Source organism: Microvirga flavescens (genome assembly GCF_003290125.1).
Taxonomy (GTDB): Bacteria; Pseudomonadota; Alphaproteobacteria; order Rhizobiales; family Beijerinckiaceae; genus Microvirga; species Microvirga flavescens.
Genome location: NZ_QMKH01000006.1, coordinates 63,550 through 82,059 on the forward strand (window position 1 = coordinate 63,550; position 18,510 = coordinate 82,059).

The 18,510-nt window shown below is 59.2% G+C and carries 13 protein-coding genes; 5 read left to right on the plus strand and 8 right to left on the minus strand.

Features of this window, described 5'->3' with window-relative positions; genetic code table 11:
* Positions 1 to 75: 75 nt before the first annotated feature.
* Entirely contained in the window at positions 76 to 831 is a 756-nt protein-coding gene (locus DQW91_RS12650) for a Crp/Fnr family transcriptional regulator (RefSeq protein ID WP_112664011.1), read from the minus strand.
* Between the two features lie 141 nt (positions 832 to 972).
* Here DQW91_RS12650 and DQW91_RS12655 point away from each other — a divergent pair, with 141 nt between their 5' ends.
* Positions 973 to 1,458 carry a hypothetical protein gene (locus tag DQW91_RS12655; protein ID WP_198411861.1) on the plus strand — a complete coding sequence of 162 codons (486 nt, stop codon included), beginning with the start codon at positions 973 to 975 and terminating at the stop codon, positions 1,456 to 1,458.
* Positions 1,459 to 1,470: 12 nt separating this feature from the next.
* Here the strand turns inward: DQW91_RS12655 and DQW91_RS12660 are convergent, their stop codons facing one another.
* The gene (locus tag DQW91_RS12660) at positions 1,471 to 1,824 is read right to left on the minus strand and encodes a RidA family protein (protein WP_112664013.1); all 354 of its coding nucleotides are present in this window, start codon (positions 1,822 to 1,824) and stop codon (positions 1,471 to 1,473) included.
* Positions 1,825 to 1,950: 126 nt separating this feature from the next.
* Between DQW91_RS12660 and DQW91_RS12665 the strand changes: the two genes are divergently transcribed.
* Positions 1,951 to 2,145 (plus strand): DUF1059 domain-containing protein, encoded by a 195-nt coding sequence (locus tag DQW91_RS12665; protein ID WP_112664014.1) that lies wholly within the window; start codon positions 1,951 to 1,953, stop codon positions 2,143 to 2,145.
* Between the two features lie 75 nt (positions 2,146 to 2,220).
* Here DQW91_RS12665 and DQW91_RS12670 read toward each other — a convergent pair whose 3' ends face one another.
* Positions 2,221 to 3,885 (minus strand): bifunctional metallophosphatase/5'-nucleotidase, encoded by a 1,665-nt coding sequence (locus DQW91_RS12670; protein ID WP_112664015.1) that lies wholly within the window; start codon positions 3,883 to 3,885, stop codon positions 2,221 to 2,223.
* Between the two features lie 645 nt (positions 3,886 to 4,530).
* Here DQW91_RS12670 and DQW91_RS12675 point away from each other — a divergent pair.
* Complete coding sequence (locus tag DQW91_RS12675; RefSeq protein WP_112664016.1) at positions 4,531 to 12,102, plus strand: cadherin domain-containing protein; 7,572 nt, start codon at positions 4,531 to 4,533, stop codon at positions 12,100 to 12,102.
* A gap of 346 nt (positions 12,103 to 12,448) precedes the next feature.
* Here DQW91_RS12675 and DQW91_RS12680 read toward each other — a convergent pair whose 3' ends face one another.
* The 4 genes from DQW91_RS12680 to DQW91_RS12695 all read right to left on the minus strand — a co-directional run bounded on the left by DQW91_RS12680 (position 12,449) and on the right by DQW91_RS12695 (position 15,496).
* Positions 12,449 to 12,838 carry a cupin domain-containing protein gene (locus DQW91_RS12680; protein WP_112664144.1) on the minus strand — a complete coding sequence of 130 codons (390 nt, stop codon included), beginning with the start codon at positions 12,836 to 12,838 and terminating at the stop codon, positions 12,449 to 12,451.
* Between the two features lie 363 nt (positions 12,839 to 13,201).
* Entirely contained in the window at positions 13,202 to 13,624 is a 423-nt protein-coding gene (locus DQW91_RS12685; protein WP_112664017.1) for a VOC family protein, read from the minus strand.
* Positions 13,625 to 13,720: 96 nt separating this feature from the next.
* A complete protein-coding gene (locus tag DQW91_RS12690; RefSeq protein ID WP_112664018.1) occupies positions 13,721 to 14,503 on the minus strand; it encodes a helix-turn-helix domain-containing protein in 783 nt (260 codons plus the stop codon).
* A gap of 612 nt (positions 14,504 to 15,115) precedes the next feature.
* On the minus strand, positions 15,116 to 15,496 hold the full coding sequence (locus DQW91_RS12695) for a helix-turn-helix domain-containing protein (RefSeq protein WP_342633216.1): 381 nt from the start codon (positions 15,494 to 15,496) through the stop codon (positions 15,116 to 15,118).
* Positions 15,497 to 15,849: 353 nt separating this feature from the next.
* Between DQW91_RS12695 and DQW91_RS12700 the strand changes: the two genes are divergently transcribed.
* Complete coding sequence (locus tag DQW91_RS12700; RefSeq protein ID WP_112664019.1) at positions 15,850 to 16,431, plus strand: GNAT family N-acetyltransferase; 582 nt, start codon at positions 15,850 to 15,852, stop codon at positions 16,429 to 16,431.
* Positions 16,428 to 16,724 carry a hypothetical protein gene (locus tag DQW91_RS12705; protein ID WP_112664020.1) on the plus strand — a complete coding sequence of 99 codons (297 nt, stop codon included), beginning with the start codon at positions 16,428 to 16,430 and terminating at the stop codon, positions 16,722 to 16,724. The genes DQW91_RS12700 and DQW91_RS12705 overlap by 4 nt, the downstream gene beginning before the upstream one ends.
* Here DQW91_RS12705 and DQW91_RS12710 read toward each other — a convergent pair.
* Complete coding sequence (locus DQW91_RS12710) at positions 16,668 to 17,681, minus strand: LysR family transcriptional regulator (RefSeq protein WP_112664021.1); 1,014 nt, start codon at positions 17,679 to 17,681, stop codon at positions 16,668 to 16,670. The genes DQW91_RS12705 and DQW91_RS12710 overlap by 57 nt on opposite strands.
* Positions 17,682 to 18,510: the final 829 nt, after the last annotated feature.

Consider the following 18,510-nt stretch of genomic DNA (forward strand, 5'->3'; position numbering starts at 1 on the left):
CTCTAAGGGGATAACAGGGGCGCGGCATTGATGTAAGTCAAAACGGCCCTGCTTCGGGCAGGGGCGGCCAGGTCGCTACCGGGTCGCCAATGCCTTGATTTGCGGGAGGTTTGTGAGGCGCACGCCTTCCGGCACGACGACAATGGCGCCGCTCTTGGCGAGCTTCGAGAAGGTCCGGCTCACGGTTTCGATGGTCAGGCCGAGGAAATCGGCGATGTCCTGCCGGCTCATGGGCAGCGGCAGGGTGATTGAGGTGTGCCCGATTCGGGCAAAGCGCTCCACAAGGCTCATCAGGAAGGCGGCGACGCGCTCGTCCGCCGTGCGCCGGCCGAGCAGGACCATCTGGTCTTGCGCGAGGCTGAGCTCATGGCTGGCGAATTCGTGCAGGCGGCGCAGGAGATGGGGCTTTTTGTCGAGGAAGGCCGTGAAGGTGCTGCGGGAGAATCGGCAGACCTTGGTGTCGACGATGGCATCAGCCGAGACGCCGTAACGGTCGAGGAGGGCAAGCCCGAGGAAGTCGCCGGAAAGGGCGAAGCCCACGATCTGACGGCGACCGTCCGGCAGGAGCCTGTAGAGCCGCACCATGCCTTCGGTGATGTTGAACACGGCGCTTGCCGGGTCGTCCTGGGAGAAGAGAGTGGCCTTGGCGGCAAAGGCGGTCGGGTGGCTTAAGGCGTCGATCTCGGTCAGTTCGTGATCGTCCAGGGCGGAACAGATGCTGATCTGCCGCACCCGGCAATCCGCGCAGGCGCTGGCGCCGAGGCTGTGCAGGCAACCTGAACCGCGTGCAGGCGCATCGGCCCGCTGCTGTGCCGTTTCTGTTCGCTCCAAGGCCGGGCCCCGCTGATGTCCGAATTCCTATTAGCACAGATTATCGGGGAAGGTTCAACCGAGGCGCACGGTTGACCTGCATCAATGTCGCAGGTCCTGCCCTGTGGGATGGTGCGGCTCCTTTGGACATTCCTTTTTCGCATGCAGGATCTGTTTCACGTCGCCCCCTTGTCTCCGAAAGAAGCGCATCTGGCCTATCCGCTGGTCCGGATGTTCGATCCTGCGGTGACATTGCAGAACTGGCTGGCCTTTGTCCGGCGCCTCGCCCGGCGCAAACCCGGGCAGGGCGGGCTGATGGCCGTGCGAGACCGGCGCGGCGTCATGCATGCCTTGTTCGCCTATGCCGTCTGCCAGGATCGACGCTCGAATGCGTGCCTGCGCATCACGGACCTCATCGTCAGTCGCCTTCCGGGCGAGGAAGTGAACGCCAGGGTGCTCTCCGGAGTGCAGGAGCTGGCTGATGAATTCGGCTGCAGGGAGGTTCTGATCGACGTCCCCGTGATGCCGGGGAACGCCCAGGCCCTCTCGAGCATGGAGGGCATGGCCGCGCCGAGCTTTTCGCCGGTGACGATCACCTTCTCGAACCGCAGCTTGCGCGGCGACAGGCTGGAGACCAAGAGCGCATGAGAACAGCGTTCGTCACACGGCGGCGGTGATCTGGATTTCCAGCGCGTATTGCGGGTTCGCCAGCCTCGATTCCACACAGGCCCGTGCAGGCGTATGGCCGGGGACGACCCAGCGGTCCCAGACCGCATTCATCTCATCGTAGGAGCCCATGTCGGTCAGCCAGATCGTGGCGCGCAGGATCTTCGTCTTGTCGCTGCCGATCTCGGCCAGAGACTGCGCGATCTGGTCGAGCACGTCCGTGGTTTGCGCCGTCACGGATTGGCCAAGGGTGGTCTCCGGAACGTAGCCGGAGAAATAGGCGACGCCGTTGTGAATCACGAGATCGCTGTAGCGGGCAGCGACGCCGACGCGGGTGATGTCCGTCATGATGTCTGGTCCTGAGGCAATGAGGTGCCGTCTGAAAGTATTGTCCCCTAGAGCTACGAGCCCAAATATCTCCTATCTGAATTGCACGCTCATCGAAGCAATCTGACAACGACATGGAGGGACGCTATGGGACGCAAGTACATCGACTGCAGGCAAATCTCCAGCGACAAGAAATGCAGCCTCGCCATGGTGGCCGATACTGAGAACGAGCTCGTCGAGGCCGCCGTTCAACACGCGATCTCCTTTCACAAGCATCAGGATACGCCTGAGCTTCGCCAGCAGATCAGAAGCGTTATCAAGGACGGCAATCCGCCCGCCTGACGAAAATGCGGGGATGAAAAAAGCCGGGAGGCTTTCGCGCTCCCGGCTTTCGTTTTCGCTATCCGACGAAGCGTCTCAGTTGAGGCGCGTGATGCGATCCAGTGCCACCGGCGCGATCGGGCTGTTGCCGGCGAAGTAGGCGGAGAAGGCATCGATGTCGAAGAGGCCGTAGAGCGGGTTCTTGCCCTGCTTGAGGACAGAGAAACCGTCGCCGCCATCGGACAGGAAGTTGTTGATGGTCACGCGGTAGCTTTCTTCCGCACCGATCGGCTTGCCGTTCAGCTTCAGGCTATCCGGGAGCACGCGGTCGCCGACGGGGCGGGCATTGTCCCACGTATAGGTGAAGCCCTTCGAGACGTGCAGGATGCGGGGCTTGGGCTGGTTGATCCACTGCTGTTCCAGCATGGTCTTGAGCTGCGCGCCGGTGAGATCCACCGTCACCAGGGAGTTGGCGAAGGGCTGAACCGCAAACAGATTGGCGTAGGTGACCTTGCCTTCGTCCTTTTTGGGAAGGTCCGTGCGGACGCCGCCCGGGTTCATGAAGGCAATGACGGCGCGGCCGTCACGTTCGGTTGCGGTGGCAGCAAGCTGCGAGTCGGCAATGAGGTTGCCGAGGGTGGTCTCGCCCGACGGGCTTTCGTCCTTCGTCAGCGAGGCGCTCAGGATTCCCACGACGCGGTTGGCGAGGGGGGCCGCAAGCTTCTGGTATTCCTCGATCAGCTTGGTCTGCTCGGGATCCTTGGCATAGGTCTCCGTCGCCACGATCACGTTGTCGGCCTTGGCCTGCACGAGATCGCGGGTCTTGCGGTCGATCTTGATGTCGATGTTGGTGACGACCGAGCCGAACTTGTCGCCGCTGGTGACGAGGCGTCCGTCGATCTGGCAGTTATATGCCTTGTGCGTATGGCCGCTGATGACGAGATCGACAGCCTTGTCGAGCTTCTTGACGATATCGACGATAGGGCCGGAAATGCCGGGGCACTCGTTGTAGTCGCCGGTCGGGAAGCCGCCTTCGTGGATCAGGACCGCGATGGTCTCGATGCCCTTGGCGCGGATTTCCGGAACGAGGGCGTTCACGGTCGCCGCTTCGTCCTCGAACTTCAGGCCGGCCACGCCCGAGGGCATGACGATGCTGGGGGTGTCCTTCAGGGTCAGGCCGATGAAGGCCACCGGAACGCCCTCGAACTCCTTAACGTGGTAGGGCGGCAGGACCGGCTTGTTGGTCGCCGTGTCGATGGTGCTGGCCGCGAGGTACTTGTACTTGGCTCCGGTGAACGGACGCGGGCCCGCGCAGCCGTCCTTCTGGTGGCAGCCGCCGTTCTGCATGCGCAGAAGCTCGACCTTGCCTTCGTCGAATTCATGGTTGCCGACGGCGGAGGCCTCGAGGCCCATGAGCGACAACGATTCGACGGTCGGCTCGTCATGGAAGAGGGCGGAGAGCAGCGGGCTCGCGCCGATCAGGTCGCCTGCCGCCACGAAGATGGAGTTCTTATTGGCGCCCTTGAGCTGCTTGACCAGGGTCGCCATGGCCTCGGAGCCGCCCGCGGGCACGGTGATCTGCTTGGAGGGGTCCTTCGGATCTCGGATCTTGATGCCGCCGGGAGGCAGCAGGTTGCCGTGAAAATCATTGATCGCAAGAATTCGGACGTCGATAGCGCTCGCGTCCTGCGCCAGGGCGGCGCCCGTCGCGCCGAGCAATGCGAGCTGGGCCGTCATGGCCAGCAGAGATAAACGTTTCATGGAAGTGGTGCCCCTTGGAAGGTCTGTTCTCATCACGAATGCTGCAACAGCAAGAACACTGTAGCCTGCCACTTTCCACCTGAGAAGAGACCGGGTCCTGGCTTGCCGTTAAGGAATGGTAAAAACACCCCGTTTCATTGTGGATCGTGGTCAGGCCGCTTTGACATTGTCGAGGAAGCGCGGCGACGTAAGAGAGATCTTCCTGTCTGCATGGATGAGAAGGCGCGCCTGCGCTCTCGCGGCTGTTTCCCTCTCGGCCGGTTGAGGGCGGGGTGATTTGCGGACTCCGATCTCCGTTCAATCGGGTGAGTGCCGCGTGAGACGGCACCACATTTTTGCGACATGGTGGGCCGACTGGTTCAGGAGGTTGAAAGGGGAGTGTGAGGGCGCCTAGAAGTTTTATCTAGAGTCTTGCAATTTTGCAAATTTTGATGATGCGGAATGATTTCTTAGATCTTCAATAGATTGAAAAATAGAGATTTTCTTGGCTGGTTGCTTGCTTATGTGCAATCTTTCCTGGGGCGAGGTTTGTTATATCGTTTTAAAATGTTGCGCTCTTCAGGAGGGCAATTAGTCTTTGTTGGAGATGTTATATCGTAAGGAAAAATATCCTCATTTTTCCTGGTCGCAGTTGAGGGATTCAGCATGGCGGGCTCGCATTTAAAGGGCAAGAAACCCGGATTTCAGGCGATCTCAGAACTGAAGAGCCCAGACCTTGCCGTGATAGGTCTGGAGAGTGGTGTTTCCGATCACACGATCCAGTTCGATGAGACAGCTTTGGCTGTTTCGGAGCCGAGCTTTGGAAACTTGAGCAAATCGGCGACGTATTCCGTCGTCGGCATGCCGCACGGTTATGTGCCGGCAGCCTCAGTGACAGGTGAAATCTGGACGGGAACTGACGCCGACGAGTCCCACACCGGCACCAACCTCGATGACGTACTCAATGGCGGGGGCGGCAACGACACGCTCAACGGGGGAGATGGGGATGACACTCTCGACGGCGGTGATTTCGCAGGCACCAGGAACAGGCTCGTTGGCGGAGCCGGCAACGACACGTACTATGTCTACAATACGGGCGATGTCGTCGTAGAAGCAGATGGGGCTTTTGGTGTCGACCGGATCATCACCACTGTCGATTACGCCCTGCCCACCGGTGTTGAGATCCTAGAGGTCGGCGCTACTACCAAGGGGCTGAATCTGACAGGTCGGGCCGATGGTAACGACACCATCATCGGCGGCAGCGGCAACGATACCATTAATGGCGCAGGCGGATGGGACGAGCTCTATGGCGGAGCGGGCAACGACGTCTATTTCGCAATTCCGACAACCAGAGTGATCGAGGCGGTCGGTGGAGGTTGGGACGAAGTCTACTTCTCCGGTTCCGGTATTGATCAATGGCGACTCGAGGCAGGTAGCGAAATCGAGGTCGTTAGAACCTTATCGAACAGCTATATCGTCGGCAATGAGTTCGCCACCCACTTCATTGGCGGTAATGGCACTGACGTATTCGACGGCGGCCTGGATACTGCGGTTGACACTCTGGCAGGCGGCAAGGGGAGCGACACCTACATCCTCCGTTCGGCCGGCGATATCATCATAGAAAATCCCGGTGAGGGAAGGGATACGATCCGTACGCAGGTCGACTGCCTCCTCGACCCCGAGGTGTCCGTCGAAGAGATATACGGCGATCCGACGGGAGGCGCAAAATCCTTTCATATCAGGGGCAGTAAGTACACCGAGGTCATAGTGATAGACGGCGGTGTCACCAACGACACTTTGGAGAGCGCTGCCGAGGGCTCCGGTGTCCTGGTCATGTCCGGCTCGGGGGGCGATGACGTCTACTATGTTCACCGCCCCAGAGTGATCGTCATGGAAGATGCCGGGGGCGGCTCCGACATCGTTTATACGGACTATAGCTTCACGCTCTTCTCGGATATCGAGACGCTTCAGGCGAGCGAGGGTTTCGAGGGCATCACGCTCACAGGAAACTCCAACGCCAACACGATCATCGGTAACAAGCTCGCCAATACTCTTGTCGGCGGGGGTGGTCTCGATACCCTGAAGGGCGGCGCGGGCGACGACGTTTATGTGGTGACCGATGCCCTGGCCAAAATCGTAGAGCTTGAAGGTGAAGGCAAGGATACGATCCTCACAAGCGTCAGCTACACTCTTGCTCCCGATGTGGAGATCGAGGTTCTGCAGGCGACTGGAACGGCTGCGATAAACCTGACCGGCAATCGTGGCAGCAACGAGATCATCGGCAATAGCGCCAACAATGTTCTGGACGGCGGCGATGATGCCGTGGCCGATACGCTCGCCGGTGGTTTGGGCAACGACACATATTATGTGCGGGCTGGCGACATCGTCAAAGAGAATGCCGACGAAGGGACGGATACGGTCATCGTCTATGAGAGCTATACTCTCGACGGCGGTGCCTCCATTGAGGTGTTGCAGGCCGATACCAGCAAGGGAACGACGGAGTTCTCGCTGAAGGGCAACGAGGTCGCCAACACCATCATCGGCGCGCTTGGCAATGACTCACTGGATGGTGGCGGTTCTGCAAGCGATCCGGCCGATCTTCTCATCGGTGGCGATGGTGATGATACCTACTACGTCCATCGCGCCAGCGACAGAGTCGTGGAAGGCTCGGATGCTGCGTCGGGCTCCGACCGCATCATCACGGATGTCAGCTATACCATCGCGACAAATGTCGAGAGTCTGCAGGCTGCTGCCGGCATCGATGGCATCGTTCTCACCGGCAATGGTGTTGCCAACACCCTGATCGGCAACGAACGGGCCAACACGCTGATCGGCGCGGGCGGCGAGGATACGCTGAAAGGCGGATCTGGTGACGACGTCTATGTGGTGACTGACACCCTTGCCACCATCGTGGAGCTGGAAGGCGAAGGCAAAGACACGATCCTGACAAGCGTCAGCTACACTCTCGCCCCCGATGCGGAGATCGAAGTTCTGCGGGCGAACGGTGCCGGCGCCATTGATCTGACCGGTAACCGCTACAAGAACGAGATCATCGGCAACGATGCGGCCAACGTTTTGGACGGTGGCCGGGACAGTGAGGCCGATACGCTCACCGGTGGCAAGGGTGATGATGTCTATCACCTGCGGACGGGTGATATCGTCAATGAAATCGTCGGCGAAGGCCACGATACGGCCGTCGTCTACAGCAGCTACACCCTGAATGGCGGCGCTTCGCTCGAAGTGCTCCAGGCGGATCAGAGCGAAGGGACGTCCGATTTCTCCCTGAAGGGCAATGAACTGGCCAACACCATCATCGGGGCGTCCGGCAACGATACGCTCGACGGCGGTGGAACGACTGACGGTCCGGGCGACAGCCTCGTCGGTGGCGATGGTGACGATACCTACTACGTTCGCCGGGCCAATGACGTGGTGGTCGAAGGTGCCGGCGGGGGCAATGATATCATCATCACGTCGGTGGACCTTACTATCGCCGCCAATGTGGAGACGTTGCAGGCGGCCGCCGGCGCGGGCGATCTCGTTCTCACCGGCAATGCGGCTGCGAATACCCTCATCGGTAACGAGGGAGACAACGTGCTTCGGGGCGGCGGTGGTGCAGATACCATGCGCGGCGGCCTTGGCGACGACTTCTATTATGTCGATAGCTCAGACGATGTCGTCGAAGACGAGGGTGAAGGCTACGATACGGTCATCGTGACGTTCGCAGGGGATTATACCCTGACCGAAAACTCCCATGTGGAGGAGTTGCGGGCCCGAACGGGTGTCGCTGTCGGTAAGCTGACGGGTAACAGCCAGCGCAACATCATCATCGCGGATGCGGGTGACAACACTCTCGACGGCGGTGGCGGTGGTGACGTGCTCCAGGGCGGCGTCGGCAACGACGTTTATGTGGTGCGCGCGGGCGACAAGATTGTCGAGAAGGATGGCGAGGGCACAGATACCGCTATCGTCGATGCGAGCTACAAGCTCGAAGAAGGCCTGTCCATCGAGGTGCTTCAGGCTGGCGTCGATACCGGCATTGCGCTCACCGGCAACTCCTTCGCCAACACACTGATCGGCGCTCGGGGCAACGATACGCTCGACGGCGGCAAGGGCGACGATGTGCTGCGCGGCGGCAAGGGCGACGACACCTATTTGGTCAACGATACCGGCACCGTTGTAGAGGAAGCTTTCGGCGAAGGCTTCGACACGGTGGTCACCTCCGTGTCTTTCAGCCTGAAGGGCATAGAGAACGTCGAGGCACTCACGGCCAAGGCTGGCGCCGGCTCCATTCGCCTCACAGGAAATTCACTCGCTAATCTGATTAAAGGGAATGAGGGCAATAACATGATCGATGGAGGGCTCGGCGCGGACACCGCGGAAGGTGGCAAGGGCGATGACGTCTACCTGGTCGACAACGAAGGCGATGTCGTCAATGAGGCTGCGGACGAAGGCTTCGACACGATCATCGTCACGACGGCGATCGACTACGCCCTGAAGGAAGGCTCCTCCATCGAGGAACTGCGGGCGCAATCCGGCGTGGCGGTCGGTCGACTGACCGGCAACAGCCTGAGCAACATCATCATCGCCGATGTGGGCGACAACACCCTCGACGGCGGAGCTGGTGCCGATATCCTCAAGGGTGGGGCCGGCAACGACACCTACATCGTTGACAACATCAACGACCAGGTCGTCGAAACCAGCAGCAATGGCGGCGATGCGGGCGGCATAGACACGGTCATCACCTCGGTCGACTTTACCCTGGGGGCCTATGTCGAAAACCTCAAAGCGACCGGCAGCGGTAATCTTGTGCTTACCGGCAATGCCCTCAGCAACATCATCGAGGGCAACGGCGGAAACGATACCATCGACGGCGGCGGCACGGGCGCCCCGGGCGAGGGTAACGACATCCTCCGCGGTGGCGGTGGCAATGACGTCTACATCCTGCGTCATGCCGGCGATACGGTGGAAGAGCTTGCTGGAGGCGGCACGGACACGGTCAGGGTCAGCTTCGATTACACCCTCGGGGCCGAGATCGAGGTTCTGGAAGCGAATGGCGATGCCGGTTACCGCTTGTCGGGCAACGCGCTGAACAACACGATCACGGGCAGCACAGGGGCCGATACCCTGCAGGGCGGGGGCGGCAACGATGTCCTCGACGGCAAGGGCGGCGTGAACACAGCCGTTTTCTCCGGCCTCAGCGCGGATTACGTAATCTCGAAAAACGCCGATGGCAGCTACACCGTTGTCGACACGCAGGCGGATCGTGATGGCTCGGACATCCTCAAGAACATCCGCTTCATCCAGTTCGGCGATGGAACGGTCCTCGACCTGGGTCAGCCGCTGAACACGTCCCCGACAGCTCCGGCGACCGTGGGTGCGGTGGCAAGCGTCAACGAGCACACGGCAAGCGACACGGTTGTTGCCCAGGTGCTGTCGACCGATGACTACAGCGCTGTCTCTTATTCCCTGGTTGACGATCTTGACGGGCGCTTCAGCATCGATCCGACGACGGGTGTCATTACAGTGCACGGCGCCGTGGACTTCGAGACGGAGGGGCGTCTTACTCTCGAGACAGGCACGGGCAAGAAATACTTCACCGTCCAGGTTGTGGCTTCCGACGGCTCGCTGACCTCCTCAACGACCTCCATCAAGATCTACATCAATGACGTGAACGAAAGGCCGACCACGCCTGTCGTCACGGGCGTGGTGGCGACTGTCGACGAGAACAAGAGCGGCAGCACTGATGTCGCCCAGGTGCAGGCAACCGACCAGGACTACGGCCAGACCCTGACTTATTCGCTCGTCGATACCCTTGGCGGCCGCTTCAGCATCGATGCTGCGACCGGTGTCATCACCCTGAACGGCGCCGTGGACTTCGAGACGGCTACCGGCCTCACCCTTGAGACAGGCACGGGCAAGAAGTACTTCACCGTCCAGGTCGTGGCCTCCGACGGCTCGCTGACCTCCACAACGACCTCCATCAAGATCTACATCAACGACGTGAACGAGAGGCCGACCACGCCTGTCGTCATGGGCGTGGTGGCGACTGTTGACGAGAACAAGAGCGGCAGCACGAATGTCGCCCAGGTGCAGGCAACCGACCAGGATTATGGCCAGACCCTGACTTATTCGCTCGTCGATACTCTTGGCGGCCGCTTCAGCATCGATGCTGCGACCGGTGTCATCACCCTGAACGGCGCCGTCGACTTTGAGACGGCTACCGGCCTCACCCTTGAGGCAGGCACGGGCAAGAAGTACTTCACCGTCCAGGTCGTGGCCTCCGATGGTACGCTGACCTCCGCCGTGACGCCGGTGAAGATCTACATCAACGACGTGGACGAAAAACCGAGCGCCCCGTCCTATACGGGCATGCCGTCTGTCGATGAGAACACGAATACCGGCGACGTGCTGGTGCAGGTTGGCGGTGCGGTGGACCCGGAAGGCACGGGCGTCACTTACGATTTCGCTGCGGGCGGCAATCCGGGCGGCCGCTTCGTCATAAGCGCCGACGGCAAGATCACGCTGGCCGGCAGTGTGACGCTGGACTATGAGGCGACCGATCTTCAGGTCGACAAGTTCGGCAAGTTCTACACGGTCCAGGTGGTCGCCAAAGATCCGGCGAGTCAGGCCTCCAGTGCAACCGACGTCAAGATCTATGTCGGTAACGTGAACGAGGCTCCGACAGCGGCGGTCTATACGGCAGGCGCGGCGATCAATGAGACGGCGGGCCGGAATACCCTGGTGGGCACGCTGAGCGGCGCTACAGATCCGGACGGCACGACACCGGGTTACGTGTTCGCCGATACCGGCACCACGATCAGCGCCGACGAGGCATTCAAGATCGTGCTGGTGGGCGGCGTCTACCAGGTGCAGGTCAATGATCCGAGCAAGATCCAGGTCACGACAGGTTCGAGCCAGACTTTCAGCTATGCTGTGAGAGCCACGGATGGCAGCGCGCAGTCGGCGACTGCAACGACGGTCTCCGTCGTCGTCAACGATGTGTCCGGGTTGACCAATACGGCGCCGACGCTGTCCGTGACAGGACCGACTTCGTTCACGGCTAAGGATACGGGCGAACAGGCCACTCCGTTTGCCGGCGTGACGGTGGTGGACGGCATCGAGGACGACACGCTCACCCTGACCATCTCGTTCGCCAATGCTCATGGCGATCTGGTATTGCCGGCCACGCTGCCTGATGATCTCACCGTCAGCTGGGGCGTGCTGGGTGGTGGCATGGGCGACCCGCTCAAGGTCTACACCTTCACCGGCAAGGCGGGCACTCTCACCACCTTCCTAGGCAACCTGAAGTTCGACCCGGCGAACCGTCCGGATGCGACGTCCGGCTCGACGGAGACCACCGGCTTCACGCTCACCGTGAAGGATGGCGCTCATACGACGCCTGTGTCCGGCGGCATCGACACGAGCCTTCAGGTCGTGACTGACATCACCGACAAGAGCCCGCCGAACGGGGCTCCGACGGGCCCGACCCTGGAGGCCGCGCCGTTGAGCGAATATGCCAAGGCGGGCACGGTCGTGGGTACGCTCAGCGCGACGGATCCGGATGGGCCGATCACCTACAGCCTGACCGGTGGCGCTATCGATCTGTTCGCGATTGACGGCAACAAGATCGTGCTCAAGGCCGGCGTGAATTACGAGGTGGCCAAGTCTCACACGATCACGGTCGTGGCGACCGACAGCAAGGATGCGGTGAGCACGGCATCGACCTTCAATATCGATATCCGCGACGAGACCAACTACCTGTTTGGCACCAATAAAAACAACAAGAACCTGATCGGCACGGATCTGGACGACGCCATCTATGGCCGCAAGGGTAACGACACCATCAAGGGCGGTGCCGGCGACGACAAGCTCTACGGCGAAGACGGCAAGGACAAGCTGTATGGCGGTGCCGGCATCGACGCTTTCGTGTTCACGAAGAAACTGAACAAGGAGACGAATGTCGACACGATCGCCGACTTCACGGTCGGCGAAGATCAGATCTGGCTCGACAACGCCATCTTCAAGAAGCTGGGCGCGCTTGGATCAGAGGCCGCACCGCTGCAACTGAACGCGCAGAACTTCTCTCTGAACAAGGCCAGGGATAAGAACGACTACATCATCTACAAGAAGGGCGTCCTCTATTACGATGCCGACGGCTCGGGGAAGGGCGAGATGGTGGAGATCGCCAAGCTTTCCAAGAAGGTTCTGCTTACCGCCAAGGACATCTTTATCGTCTAAGAGAAACGCTCCTGGACACCATCAGCCCCGGCAGGCACCTGCCGGGGCTTTTCTTTTGTGGGCCTGCGAAGGGAAGGGGGCGTTTAGCAAGCTCGATGAGACGCCGCATTGGCCTCGATAGAAGTTGGCGGGCGCGAAACATCGGCGCTGGCCGGCAGTGAAATCTCCGATCTCCACAACACAGGCGCCGCACGTCTTTGCTCCGCGACGACGTGGGAAGACGTGGATGGCCGGGACAGGCCCGGCCATGACACGAGGGCCAACCCATTGTTCATGGGCTGCTCGGACGGAACGTCCCAGAAGGTGAAAAGCAGACTCAGCGGTGCCGACAGCGTGCCCAGACGGACTATACGGGAGGCAGATCGAGGCCGTTCGGTAGTGAGATCCAGATGACAGTTTGCGCCTCTGGAGAATGGCGTGACAGATGGCCCTTGCCGTGTGTGTCCTCCACTAAGACGAAGCTCCCCGCCTGAACGTGGCGCACCTCTCCGTCGCTCGTCTCGTATTCAACGGAGCCATCCAACCTGACCGTAAGCACCGGCTCTGGGACCGTATGCCAAGCAACCTCGCGCATGCCCGCTGGGATGCGGGTGAGGCGGACGCGGGACGCTGGGTAACTGGCCGAAACCTCGAACGGCACGGCATCGGGATGCACCGACCTCTTCGTCGTTGGCAAATCGACTTCGTCGAAATGCGACTCGCCATCCGGGGTGGCATAGATGCGCAGGCACTTCATTGCGGCCGGCTCCTTCTGATTTGGCATGCCGAAACGAAGCACGCCTACCATGAAGGAAGCGGGGTAACACCACGGGTGTGGTGCGAGAGTCCGGTGTGGGCCGACAGTCGTTATCATCGTGTCCAGAACGAAGACGTGGACACCTCCTTCCCAGGCGACACTAATGAATCCGATCAGGTTCGTTGATTGGCGCAAGCAGACCCAGCCCAAGCTGAAGCGGTTGATCTGGGTCCGCCAATCGTCCTCGGATAACCTATGCTAGAAGCACTCTGCGTGCAGTAAGTTGACTTTGCTGTTCTTAAGGGCCCCGCCACTCAGATGGAGTTGGATTCATAGCTCTCTTATCAGGATGATGCGGCAAGCTCAGTCTGCGGGAACGAAGGCAGGGTTCCACACAACCTCCCAAACATGCTGGTCGGGATCCTGGAAGTAGCCCGCATAGCCGCCCCAAAACGTGTCCTGGGCGGGCTTGAGAATCTTGGCTCCAGCCTTGCGGGCCTGCTCCATGACCTCGTCCACCTCGGCCTTGCGAGTCACGTTGTGCCCGATCGTGAAACCCGTCGGGCACGGAGCCGTCTTCGGCAGTCCCGTGTCATGGGCAAGATCGCCACGAGCCCACACGGCCAGCTTCACCTGAGACTGAAGGTCGAAGAAGGCGACTGCTCCGTGCTCGAACTCCTTGCCGACAATGCCATCGGTAGGCAGCCCAAGACCATCGCGGTAGAATGCGACGGCCCGTTCCAGATCGTCGACCCCAAGCGTCAACACCGAAATGCGTGGTCTCATTTGTACTCCGTTCCATGTACCGGCCGCCATCGAGGCGGCCCCACCGGACCACATCATGACCGTAGCGGAGGGAGCCGTCTTGAACGAAACGGCCACTCAGGTCGTCAACTGGCGCACGAACTCGCCTGCCGTCATCCCGCAGAGAGACTGGATTTCGCGCGTGAGGTGGGCCTGATCAGCATACCCGGCGCGGAACGCGAGGGGGGCAAGACCCTTCTCCGCATGCGTTCGCGCGAGAGCCTGGAATCTCTGGAAGCGCAGGATCCGGTCGAGGGTCTTCGGGCCGTAGCCGAAAAGCTCATCGCATTGGCGGCGCAGGGTTCTCTCGCTGACCCCAAGGCGTTCGCGCAACGCCTTGATCTTGCGCTCTTCGGCACTCGCGTCGGCCCTGAGAAACTCGAAGATCATCGTTGCCTCTTGGCGAGGGTGCTCCACTCTCGGCGCCTCGGCGGCCAGAAGCTCCTGCAAGACGCGGAGCTTATCCCTCGCCGATGACGTCGCTGAGATCCTGTCCGCGATGCGGTCGGCCGCGCTGCCCCAGAACTCTGCCATCGGAACTTCCCGCCCGATGATCTCCGTCAGAGGCTGTCCCAACCACTTGGCTGCGGCCCCAGGCATGAAGCGAATGCCGAGAACGATGGAGCCCGGGACTAATTCCGGGGTGGCAGCAGTGACGTCGGGCCCCACTACCGTGAACCGTCCGTCCCGCCAGAGGAGATCGACACAGCCGTCGGGAACGACGGCAACAGGTCCTGAATGGTCCAAAGGGACTAAACTTATCCACACGCACTGGAAATGCGAGAGCAGCCGGCGGATCGGAGGAGCCTCGACATATCGCCCGACCCGGCTGGCCAGGATCGGTGCATGGTCACGCGGCATGACAGATCAACCCTCCTGAACGGTTTCGGGCCCATCGGGAAAATGCCATTCGGACGGATCATCTTCAATGGGCCGAGCCTCCGGGCTGAGCGCGGGCGGTGGGATATCAGTGCCCACAAAGAAAAGGCCGCCCGGCGGGCAGCCTCGTCTTAGGATGTTGCGGCAATTTTTGGACAATTACGGCAGAACTTCGTGTGACTGGAACCATAGTTTGCCTCAGATTTTCTGCAAGTGCTTGAAATCATTGGATCTACTTAGAGGCTTTGCCACAAGGTGTGCTGTTGTTTGACACAACAGGCTGCCGCAGTTTCAACTCCGGTATCTGGCGTCAGATCGCAGACATGGAAAAGCCCTCGGGCCGAAACCCGAGGGCCAATGCGATCTGACCGGTACGAGGTGTCGCTAAGTGAGCAAGTCAGACCGTCGAAAGAAGTAGGACCGCTTCACTTCTCCAAAGATAAGCGCAGGAACGACCCCCGCCTCGCGAAGATCACGCAGCAATCCTCTCCGACTGGTAGCTTTTTCCTTCGACAGTTCACTTAGGCTGACGAACGTCGCCCGGAACGCAGCAAGGTCCTCCTGATCAACGACTGTCTGCGACAAGAGAGAACCTCAGATACCCGACATAGCTTCCATCAACTCTATAATCTTCCGTCGTATTTGGGTTTTGTCGATAGCCGAGAATGCTCTTGCCAGACGTTGGCCATCAGATGTCGCCAAAATCATTGAGGCAATCGTTTCTTCGGGACCGGGCGAGGTTTTATATTCGGATAAACCTTCGTAAAAATACGCAATCGGTACCTGCAAGAACGCCCCTATCTCCAGGAGGCGCCCAGCTCCGACACGATTGATGCCCTTCTCGTATTTCTGGATCTGCTGAAATGTTAAGCCAAGCAGCTCTCCGAGCCTTTCCTGGCTCATTCCGATAGCAATCCGCCGTGCCCGGATTTGTCTGCCGATATGACGATCGGCATCGTTAGGCGATTTCTTCATCAGTTCTTCAGCCCAGAACACACCTCAGTGCAGGACGCTTGGACGAGCTGGGGCACAAAAGTTCAAGATGCGATACGCATCCTCTGCCAGTCGCTTTTGATCACCTTCCGGCATCGAGGCAATTCGATTAGCCACATAGGCCAGAATACGACTCCAGTCGTCGCCGCAACGTTGCACAGCCTCCTCGCATAATGCAGCTAGGGTTGCAGGCCCATGACTATTGCTTTCGGTCATAGGAGTTCTCCGTTCAACGCTGGTGTAGAACCGCCCTACATCTTAGCGTCTTCAACGCGCTTAGCCACCCATGCTCATTGATCCCAACACGTTTCAAAAAGTGCAGGGGGGCCTTCAGCATGCATCAGACACCGTCAAGCGCCGCTCGGCATGATAACCTAATTCGAGTTGAGGTTGTAACAACAGCCGAGCAGCTTCTTCATGCTCACGCCATCCGTGCGATTTGCTTTATGGAGGAGCATGGGGTTGCGGCCCGCCAGACTTATGACGGAAATGACTATCAGGCGACCCATATCATTGTTTACGCGGGCAATGAGCCTGTCGGCACCGCGCGGATCCGCTGGTTCAAGGACTTCGCAAAAATGGAGCGCACTAGCTTTCGCAAGGCTTGGCGCGATCCTCGAGTTATCAAACGCTGCGCGGAGTTCATTTTCGAGCACATTAGTCGCAAGGGGTATGACCGTGTGATCACCCATGCGCAGCCCGTCTATGCTCGCCTGTGGCAGAGAATGCTTGGTTTCAAGCCGACGCCGGGAAAGGAGGTCGTTTTCTTCGATGGGCACCACGAGCCTTACATTGAGCTTGTGAAGGACCTTTCCCTCCCACAGAACGCCATCACGTCTGAGACGGACCCCTCCGTTTTGTTTCGAGTTGAGGGATACTGGGACGCAAAGTCCGAGTTCGAGGCTGTCGAAGTATGAGTAACGCTCTCATTCCGAGCCTCCCCGAATTGAAACAAGCGAATGCAGGCGCCATCACGGAGTATTTCCGCTCCTACCTTCAGCAGGTAGTGACCCTGCACACGGCGATGTTCGAGAAATTGTTGTTCGAGGGCGAAGGCGTGCCCCTTGAGCTGGCTGAACTCTTTGAGGATGCAGGAAACACCTACATCACCCTCTCGGAGCGCATCAGCAAACACCATCTTCGGCGAGGGGCCTCAAAGTTTGAAGAGCAACTTGATGCCAACATCGAACCGACTTTGAGGCGGGTCTAGACGCAGCTTGGGGTTAAACCACGGGTTCGTCGATCCAAACATCTCGCTCAACCAGTCAAAGGCTAAGCGAACAGGACGTGCATTCAGTCGCTCCGTGAGAGCAAGTGCATAGAGTGGGACAGAGATTTTAACATCCAGCTCTAAAGGGACTGCATTCGGCTCCAGGACTGTGTAGCTTCCAAGAAGCCCAACGCCGAGACCGGCTTTAACAAGCATGCCATAGGCCATGGAGTTATCGCAGAAATGGGCGATTTGGCCTTGCGCGACGACGCGGTTCCAGGAATCCCACAAGCCTGTCTTGGCCGTATAGAACTCTGACTGCAAGAAGAGATGTTGGGACAGATTCGACCGGGTCGGAATGCCGTTTTGTTGAATGTACGACTTCGCGACGACGGGGATGAAGTGCAAGTATCCCAACTTGCGAGTCGAGATGTCAGCTGCGTCGAGGGGGCTGAACCCAATCATCATATCGGTTTGGTTGTCCCGTAAACTGACGACATTTGCCGGGCTTTTCAAATGCAGCTGAATCTTGGGTTGCTCGGCGGCAAATGCTGAAACCGCAGGTGCCACGAAAAACGTATTTAAACCGTCTGTGATGCTGATCCGGACAATCCCCTCAGCTTCCTTGTTCTCGGCCCTCAGGTCATTGGTCAGCGCAAAGAGCGAATGATCGAGAGCTGTTAACGCTTGCGCCAGAGCCTGCCCTTTGGGCGTCAGTTTCACGCCGTTTTGTGTCGGCACAAAAAGCTGTGACCCCATCAAATCCTGGAGCCGCTTAACCTGACGGCTGACGGTCGGCTGGCTGGTGTTGAGGATTTCCGCCGCGCGATTGAAGGACTTGGCCTTGGCGACAGCCAGAAAGACGCGCAGCTCTCCCCAGAACTGACCGCTTAGAATATTCTCATTATCGAGTGGAGAGCGGACAAGGTTCCGCTGGTCAGGATCGAATGGCTGCATTCAGTTTTGGCCGGGGTGATTGTTGCGCGAATGGTTCGATGTAGCATAATCGCAAACAATTCGACCAGCAGTAGCAGGCCATCGGGAAACTATGCCAAGGCTCTTCCCAAGAGCGTTATGCTCGCGGTCATGGGGAGGGGCCATATCCGCATCCATGTTTAGTGCGGGTCGATGGTCACGCCTGCAGCTGATGCTTGCTAAGATCGAAGCTTTACAACAAAGCGCGAGTGGCTAGAGACCGCGCCTTCGAACCCTAACGGCTAAAAACCCTTTTGGCTGTTGACCTTGCGTCATGTTTGGTGCGAGAATCTAAGTCATTGCCATTTAAGGGATAATTTTTGACAACTAACCAGATCCACAATGACTCGTTGACTATGCGTTACTCTGTGTTCCTTCCATTTGAGGAGTGGGAGGGATGACGATGACGACACGTGCAAGCGGATCCTTATATAGGCTAGGAACGTCCATCCTATATAACTGCCACGGTTTTGGGAGTTTGGATGCGAGACTCAGTCACCGCATACAACGTCCACGAGCAGCCCCCTCCAAATGAATAGTTTCCTGGCACTGGCGATTGCAATAACACGTTGCAATGTCCCCAATATCTACACGTTCAAGTGCATTACCTCTGTTCCGTGCATTCTTCATTACGCCGCCGCTGGAAGTGCGTGCTGAGGATCTTGTGAACGCAACGCTTGAGGGCGGGGCAGGAGATGATGTGCTCCTTCTCGTCGGTGGCGGCACGTTCGATCTGACCGCTCCGGCGATCTTCAGCAGCATCGAGACCATCCGAGGCTCTGACCAGCACGACGAAATCATCCTCAACGAG